We start from the raw sequence: 6,689 nt of genomic DNA, 5'->3' as shown, positions 1-6,689 counted from the left end.
TTCACCCGGGCTTCGCCCGCGTTCGCGATCACTCCTACTTCAACGGTCGTGACCCGCTTCACCCGGGCTTCGCCCGCGTTCGCGATCACTCCTACAATCCCAAGATTCGTGAGGCGATGATGTTCTTCTGTATTTGTGATGTCCCGCCCATGACGCTCTGCGCCCGGCTGTACAGGTAGGCGCTGAGCAGATCGGGATCACGCGTGCCCGCGACGGCCAGGGCGGCGTGCCCGACGGATTGTTCCACCCAGGTCATCAGCAGCTTGTCCAGCGAGCCTTCCGAGCCGTGCGAAACCCCGTCGAGCTGTTCGGACAACCGCCGCCGCACGTGATGGGTCAGCATGTCCGACTGGACCGCGGCCCACGCCAGCTCCTCGGGCACGTCACCGTCGTTCCGCGACAACAACTCCCGGACGAGCTTGCCGTAGCGGGCGGCGTAGCCCAGTGTGGAGGGCTCGCGTTCGTGCCCGACGACGGTCATGGCCACCGCCCAGCCGTCCCCGGGAGCACCGACCATCCGGTCCGCCGGGACCGTGGCATCGTCGAAGAACACCTGACCGAATTCGTTGGTCACGCCGTTGATCATCTGCAGCGGGCGCTGTTGCACGCCAGCCTGTTTCATCTCCAGGACGAACGCCGACAGGCCGCGGTGACGCTTGGCCGCGGGATCGGTGCGCGCGAGCAGCAGGCACCAGTCGGCCACGTCGGAATAGCTGGTCCAGATCTTGTGCCCGTTCACCACGTACTTGTCGCCCTCGAGGCGGGCGGTGGTGGTCAGCGAGGCCAGATCCGAACCGGCGCCCGGCTCGCTGAAGCCCTGGCACCACCGCTCGCTGCCGTTGATGATGCCGGGCAGGAAGCGCTTGCGCACCTGGTCGTTGGCGTGCTCGCCGATGCCGTACACCAGATAGCCGACGCTGGGTCGCGGCGGTGCGCCCGCACGGACCAGCTCCTCGTCGACGATGACGTCATAGACCGGCGCCAGGTCCTGCCCGCCCCACTCGCGGGGCCAGGACAGGCCGAAAAAGCCGTTGTCGTACAGGGCGCGATGCCAGTCGGCCATGCGCGCCCAATACTCGTCCCCGGTGCCGGAGAACTCCTTGGCGTGCGCGGAAAGCCAGGTGCGCAGCCGCTCCCGGAAGGCGGCCTCGTCGGGTGAGTCACGAAAGTCCAAGATCGATCTCCTTCAACGCGACCGGCCACAGCTCGGTCGAGGTCAGGGCGCGGCGCAGGTAGACGTGCGCCACGCATTCCCAGGTGTTGCCGATGCCGCCGTGCACCTGAATGGCCGTCTCGCAGACGGTTCGGGTGGCGCGCGCGCAATAGACCTTGGCGATCTGGGCGGCCCGAATGGCTTCGGCGGGTGCCAACTCGTCGACGGCCCACGCGGCGTGGCGCAACACGCTGACCGAACCTTCAATCAGCGCAAGGCTTTCGGCCAGCAGATGCGCGATGGCTTGGTACGACCCGATCTGCTTGCCGTATTGTTCGCGGATCTTGGCGTAGTCGCAGGCGACGGCGTGCGCGCCGCGGGCGATACCGACCAGGTCGGCCGTCGTCGCGACCAGAGCCAGTGCCCGCCACTGCTCGGCAACCTCAGGGGACACCTCGCCCAGCGCCACCGGCGAACCCACGATCTTCGCCTCGGCCCGCGTGAGGTCGACGCCATCGGTCAACGCCTGCACATCGACGGCCGAGACCGCGCCGCCCGAGAGCACTAACGCACGCCGCGCGCCGCGCGCGTCGATCACCCGATCGTCGACCGCGACCGTTGTCCCCGAGGCTTCTTCGCCGATGTGACGGGCGAGATCGTCGGCGAGCACCGGGCCGAGAAACGGCGTGTCCACCAGACGACGCCCCAATTCCTCTGCCACGATGGCCACTTCGACGCCCGAGGCCCAATCGGAGCGCAACGAGCGCCAGCCTGTGGACTCGATCTGCTTGTCCAGGCGCGTGATTCGGTTCTGGTCGTCGAGATCCTGGACCGTTGCCGGTCCCAGATCGTCGGCCAGCTTGGCGGCGGCGTCGCGCAATTGCTGTTGCTCAGTTGTCAGACGTACATCCATGGCGCTCCTTCAGCACTCGGCGCAGCACCTTGCCCGAGGGCAGGCGGGGAATTTCAGGCACAAACACCACTCGGCTCAGATGTTTATAGGACGCCAACTTCTCGTCCACCAGGGCGGTCAGCTGGGACGCGTCGACGGGCGCGGACGTCGCGACCGCGGCGACGATCGCCTCGCCGTTGGTTCCGTCGGGAATCCCGAACACCGCACAGTCTTTCACCGCCGGATGACCGTGCAACACCGCCTCGATCTCGGCGGGGGCGACCTGGAAGCCGCGGACTTTGATCATCTCCTTGAGGCGGTCGGTGATCCGCAGCCAGCCGCCGGTGTCCAGCCACCCGACGTCTCCGGTCCGATACCAGCCATCCCGGATCGCCTCGCCGGTCGCTTCGGCCGGCAGGTAGCCGGCCATGAGCGACGCCGACCGGGCCTGAATCTCACCGACCTCACCGGGGCCGACCGGCTCGCCCGTCTCCAGCGAGACGACCCGCAGGTCCACACCGGGTACCGCGCGTCCGACGGTGTCGAGTCGCGCGTCCTCGATCGGATTACAGGCGATGACAGGCAATTCCGTGGTCCCGTAGGCCGGAAGCCAGCTCACGCCGGTGCGCCGGGTCACGGTCTGCGCGACGTTGGCGTTGACCGGTGTGGCTCCCCACATGATGTAGCGCAGCGACGACAGGTCATAGGATTCCAGGCCAAGGTGCGAGGCGATGGCGAGCGCGATGGGTGCGACCGCCATTTCCACTGTGATGCGGTCACTTTCGATGTGGTGCAGCACCCGGTCGATGTCGAACCGGCGGTGCAGCCGCACGCAGGCGCCCGTCTCCCACGCGGTCAGCAGGTTCAGCAGCCCGAGGATGTGTGACGGTGGCGTGGCAACTTGGATCCGGTCGCGGTGCGTCAACTGCAGCGCGTGGCGCCAGTGCCGCACGGCCTCGTCGAGCGAGACGTGGGTGTGGCGGACGGCCTTGGGCAGGCCGGTGGTGCCGGAGCTGAACACCAGCGCCGCGTCGGCCTCAGCCGGCGGCGCAGGACCGGTGGCCGGGTCGGCCGGTGGGACGGGCTCGTCCAGGTGCAGCATCGGCATAAGGCCGGCCAGCACGGGGTGGTCGCCGACGGCGTGCGCGGGACCCGTCAGCGCGAGCGCGTGGTCGACCTCGTCGCGTTTCCAGGCCGGGCTGATGAGGACGGCACTGGCGGCCAGCCGCCAGATCGCGAGCACCACAGCGAGGAACTCCGGCCGGTTGGACGCCATGACCGCGACCCGCTGACCTGCTGTGACGCCGTCTTTGGCCAGGGCCGCGGCCCATCCGTCGGCCAACGCGTGGAGTTCGGGCGCGCTGAATCGCCGTTCCTCGAACACGAGCGCCGCCGGCTCGGTCACGTCCCGTCCTTCCCTGACAGACCGGGCTGACCCGACATCCATACAAGTCTTGAGAAGATGCTATCGCTTCGTGAGAATAGTATTCTCTATACTGAAGAATGCAAGTACGGAAGGGGGCGGTCTACGTGACGGTCACCCGGATCATCGAGGAGACCCCACGGGTGACAGATCCGGCCACAAACGGCTCCGGCGCCGGAACCGTGACGATTCATCTCGACCGCAAAAAGGTCTCGGTGCCCAGGGTGCCGGGCGAGACGCTCCTGGAGACCGCGCGGCGCGCCGGGCTCGAGCCGCCGTTCAGTTGCGAGGCCGGCAACTGCGGGACGTGCATGGCCAAGCTCGAAGAGGGGCACGCCACCATGCGGGTCAACGACGCTCTCGAACCCGACGAGGTCGAAGAGGGCTACATTCTGACGTGCCAGGGCGTTCCGGATACGGACTCGATCACGGTGCGCTACGAGTAGCAGCCAGGAGAAATTGCGATGGCCAAGGGCATCATCCTCGTGGAAAGTCGGCCCAGCTCGCCCGAACGGGAAGACGAGTACAACACCTGGTACGACGAGGTGCACCTGGGTGAGCTGGTGGCGCTGGACGGATTCGTCTCGGCACGTCGACTGCGACCGGTCGACGGCGACGGCCCCTACGTCGCGATCTACGAGATCGAAGGCGACGATCTGCAGGCGATTCTGGACAACATGATCGCCAACGGGCCGCAGCTGCACATGTCCGATGCCCTGCAGCTGGACCCGCCGCCGATTCCACGACTGCTCGAAACCACCACCGAGTGCAGCGGCTGACCGAGCTCGCGTCGCGCACACAAGAGGAGCCCATTGATGAAGGCCGATGACCTGATCCTGGTGAGCATTGACGACCACGTGGTCGAACCGCCGGACATGTTCCTGCGCCACGTGCCCGCCAAGTACCGGGACGAGGCACCGATCGTCGTGACCGACGACAAGGGCGTCGACCAGTGGATGTACCAGGGCCGCCCACAGGGCGTGAGCGGACTCAACGCCGTGGTGTCGTGGCCTGCCGAGGAGTGGGGCCGCGACCCCGCCGGCTTCGCCGAGATGCGTCCGGGCGTCTACGACGTCCACGAGCGCGTCCGTGATATGAACCGCAACGGCATCCTCGCGTCGATGTGCTTCCCGACGTTCACCGGCTTTTCGGCCCGGCACCTCAACATGACGCGCGAGGACGTCACCTTAGTGATGGTGTCGGCCTACAACGACTGGCACATCGACGAATGGGCCGGCTCCTACCCGGACCGGTTCATCCCCATCGCGATCCTGCCGACCTGGACTCCAGAGGGCATGTGCGCCGAGATCCGTAGGGTCGCCGCGAAGGGCTGCCGCGCGGTCACCATGCCGGAATTGCCGCATCTGGAAGGACTTCCGAGCTACCACGACGAGGACTACTGGGGGCCGGTGTTTCGCACGCTGTCCGAGGAGAACGTGGTGATGTGTCTGCACATCGGCACCGGCTTCGGGGCGATCAGCATGGCGCCCGACGCCCCGATCGACAACATGATCATTCTGGCCACCCAGGTCTCGGCGATGTGCGCCCAGGACCTGCTGTGGGGCCCGGCGATGCGCAACTACCCCGACCTGAGATTCGCCTTCTCCGAAGGCGGTATCGGCTGGATCCCCTTCTACCTCGACCGCAGCGACCGCCACTACACCAACCAGAAGTGGCTGCGCCGCGACTTCGGCGACAAGCTGCCCAGCGACGTCTTCCGCGAGCATTCGCTGGCCTGCTACGTCACCGACAAGACGTCGCTGAAGCTGCGCCATGAGATCGGCATCGACATCATCGCCTGGGAGTGCGACTACCCGCACTCGGACTGCTTCTGGCCCGACGCGCCCGAGCAGGTGCTGGCCGAACTGAACGCCGCCGGCGCCGACGACTCCGACGTCAACAAGATCACCTGGGCCAACGCCTGCCGGTTCTTCGGCTGGGACCCGTTCGCCCGCACGCCCCGCGAGCAGGCGACCGTCAAGGCCCTGCGCGCCAAGGCAACCGACGTGGATGTGTCGATCCGGTCGCGTGCCGAGTGGGCGCGGCGCTATCAGGAAAAGCAGCTGGCCACGTCCTGACGCCGAACGTCGACTTGTTGGGCGAAATCACCGATTTTTGCGCCACAACTCGACGCTCGGGGCATCGTCAGCCCGTTGGCGGGTTGACGAACCACACGTTCTCCTCGCGCAGGCTGCGGCTGCGCCAACCGTCGGCCGTGCGCGTCAGCTCGTGGTGGTAGTAGCCGCCGCAGTAACTCAACTCCGCCATGCCCGGCAACTGCATGGGGTTGTAGAACATGGCGCGCACCGTCGCGGAATCGCCGTGCAGCGCCAGGATTTCCACGTTGGTGATGTAGTGCATCGACATCGGGATCGCGCCGAAGCCCTGCTCCAGCCATGCGGCCACCTCGTCACGAGGGCCCGCCGCCGCGCCCGCCGACGAGTAGTCGATATGCGCGTCGTCGGTGAAGACCGAGCGGTACAGCTGCCAATCCTTGGCATCGACGGCGCGGGCGTATCTGTTGAGTAGCGCGGCGATTTCGAGTTCGTCGGCGACCCGCTGCAGATCCATCGTTGCACCTCATATCCCTTGGCGTCGAACGTCGACTTATTGCGCGAAATCGGCGATTCTGGCGCCATAACTCGACGTTCGGCGGACGGACTAGCCTTGCGGCAGTTCCACTCCCTCAAAACTTTTGAGCATCTCGGCCGGCGGCGGCGTCATCTGGAGATAAAGTCTATGTGGCGGATGCGGTCATCATCGGTGAACTCATAGACGGTCAGCGAATTGACCACGCTACGGAATTCGCCCACCTCGCTCCGTTCCTCGAGTTCGAGAAACACGCGGCCGCCGGCCTCGGTGATGTGCTTGAAAGAACACTCCCACTCCGACGATGTCGCCCAATTGGTGAGGAATTCGACATAGTCCGGCCACTTCATCACCTCTTTGAACGCACCGATTCGCTCGAATTCGCCCACGGCGACCAGCTCGGCCAGCGGTCTCCAACTGTCCGCCGAGAAGCCCGGTTTCTTCGCTTGGTCGACGAGGCGCTTCGTGGTGGCGCCGTATTGCAGCACCACGTGCGATCGGCCAGTGTACGAGTCGATGACATCCTCGACCGTTGGCAAGGCATTCACGCCCGCACCCCGGCCTTTCGCAGGTAACGTCGCAGGATCCCGATGCGCCCCATGAGAATTCCCCTTTCACCAGCGAGACGTAGC

Annotated in this window: 7 protein-coding genes and 1 pseudogene; 3 read left to right on the top strand and 5 right to left on the bottom strand. The window is 66.2% G+C overall.

Annotated features, from left to right (window positions below; all coding sequences use genetic code 11):
- Positions 1–91 precede the first annotated feature (91 nt).
- Genes K883_RS12610 through K883_RS12600 form a run of 3 tightly spaced genes read right to left on the bottom strand, consistent with a single transcriptional unit; the run spans position 92 to position 3,450 of the window.
- Entirely contained in the window at positions 92–1,174 is a 1,083-nt protein-coding gene (locus tag K883_RS12610) for an acyl-CoA dehydrogenase family protein (RefSeq protein ID WP_014710960.1), read from the bottom strand.
- Positions 1,161–2,066 (bottom strand): acyl-CoA dehydrogenase family protein, encoded by a 906-nt coding sequence (locus K883_RS12605; RefSeq protein ID WP_014710959.1) that lies wholly within the window; start codon positions 2,064–2,066, stop codon positions 1,161–1,163. Before K883_RS12605 ends, K883_RS12610 begins: the two co-directional genes overlap by 14 nt.
- A complete protein-coding gene (locus K883_RS12600) occupies positions 2,044–3,450 on the bottom strand; it encodes a class I adenylate-forming enzyme family protein (RefSeq protein ID WP_014710958.1) in 1,407 nt (468 codons plus the stop codon). The genes K883_RS12605 and K883_RS12600 overlap by 23 nt, the downstream gene beginning before the upstream one ends.
- Positions 3,451–3,575: 125 nt before the next feature.
- Here K883_RS12600 and K883_RS12595 point away from each other — a divergent pair, with 125 nt between their 5' ends.
- Genes K883_RS12595 through K883_RS12585 form a run of 3 tightly spaced genes read left to right on the top strand, consistent with a single transcriptional unit; the run spans position 3,576 to position 5,546 of the window.
- Complete coding sequence (locus K883_RS12595) at positions 3,576–3,914, top strand: 2Fe-2S iron-sulfur cluster-binding protein (protein WP_014379137.1); 339 nt, start codon at positions 3,576–3,578, stop codon at positions 3,912–3,914.
- Positions 3,915–3,932: 18 nt separating this feature from the next.
- Positions 3,933–4,247, top strand: coding sequence for a DUF4286 family protein (locus K883_RS12590; protein ID WP_014710957.1), 315 nt, complete (start codon positions 3,933–3,935; stop codon positions 4,245–4,247).
- A 36-nt stretch (positions 4,248–4,283) separates the two neighbouring features.
- Positions 4,284–5,546: an amidohydrolase family protein gene (locus K883_RS12585; RefSeq protein ID WP_014710956.1), complete on the top strand. Its 1,263-nt coding sequence runs from the start codon at positions 4,284–4,286 to the stop codon at positions 5,544–5,546.
- Between the two features lie 67 nt (positions 5,547–5,613).
- On the opposite strand, the gene K883_RS12580 is transcribed toward K883_RS12585, so the two are convergent.
- A complete protein-coding gene (locus K883_RS12580) occupies positions 5,614–6,039 on the bottom strand; it encodes a nuclear transport factor 2 family protein (RefSeq protein WP_014710955.1) in 426 nt (141 codons plus the stop codon).
- Positions 6,040–6,129: 90 nt separating this feature from the next.
- A pseudogene (locus K883_RS12575) lies at positions 6,130–6,605 on the bottom strand (hypothetical protein).
- Between the last annotated feature and the right edge of the window lie 84 nt (positions 6,606–6,689).

Source organism: Mycobacterium sp. TKK-01-0059, from assembly GCF_000709305.1.
In the GTDB taxonomy this organism is placed as follows: Bacteria; Actinomycetota; Actinomycetes; order Mycobacteriales; family Mycobacteriaceae; genus Mycobacterium; species Mycobacterium intracellulare.
This window is presented reverse-complemented; position numbering and strand designations above follow the sequence as displayed.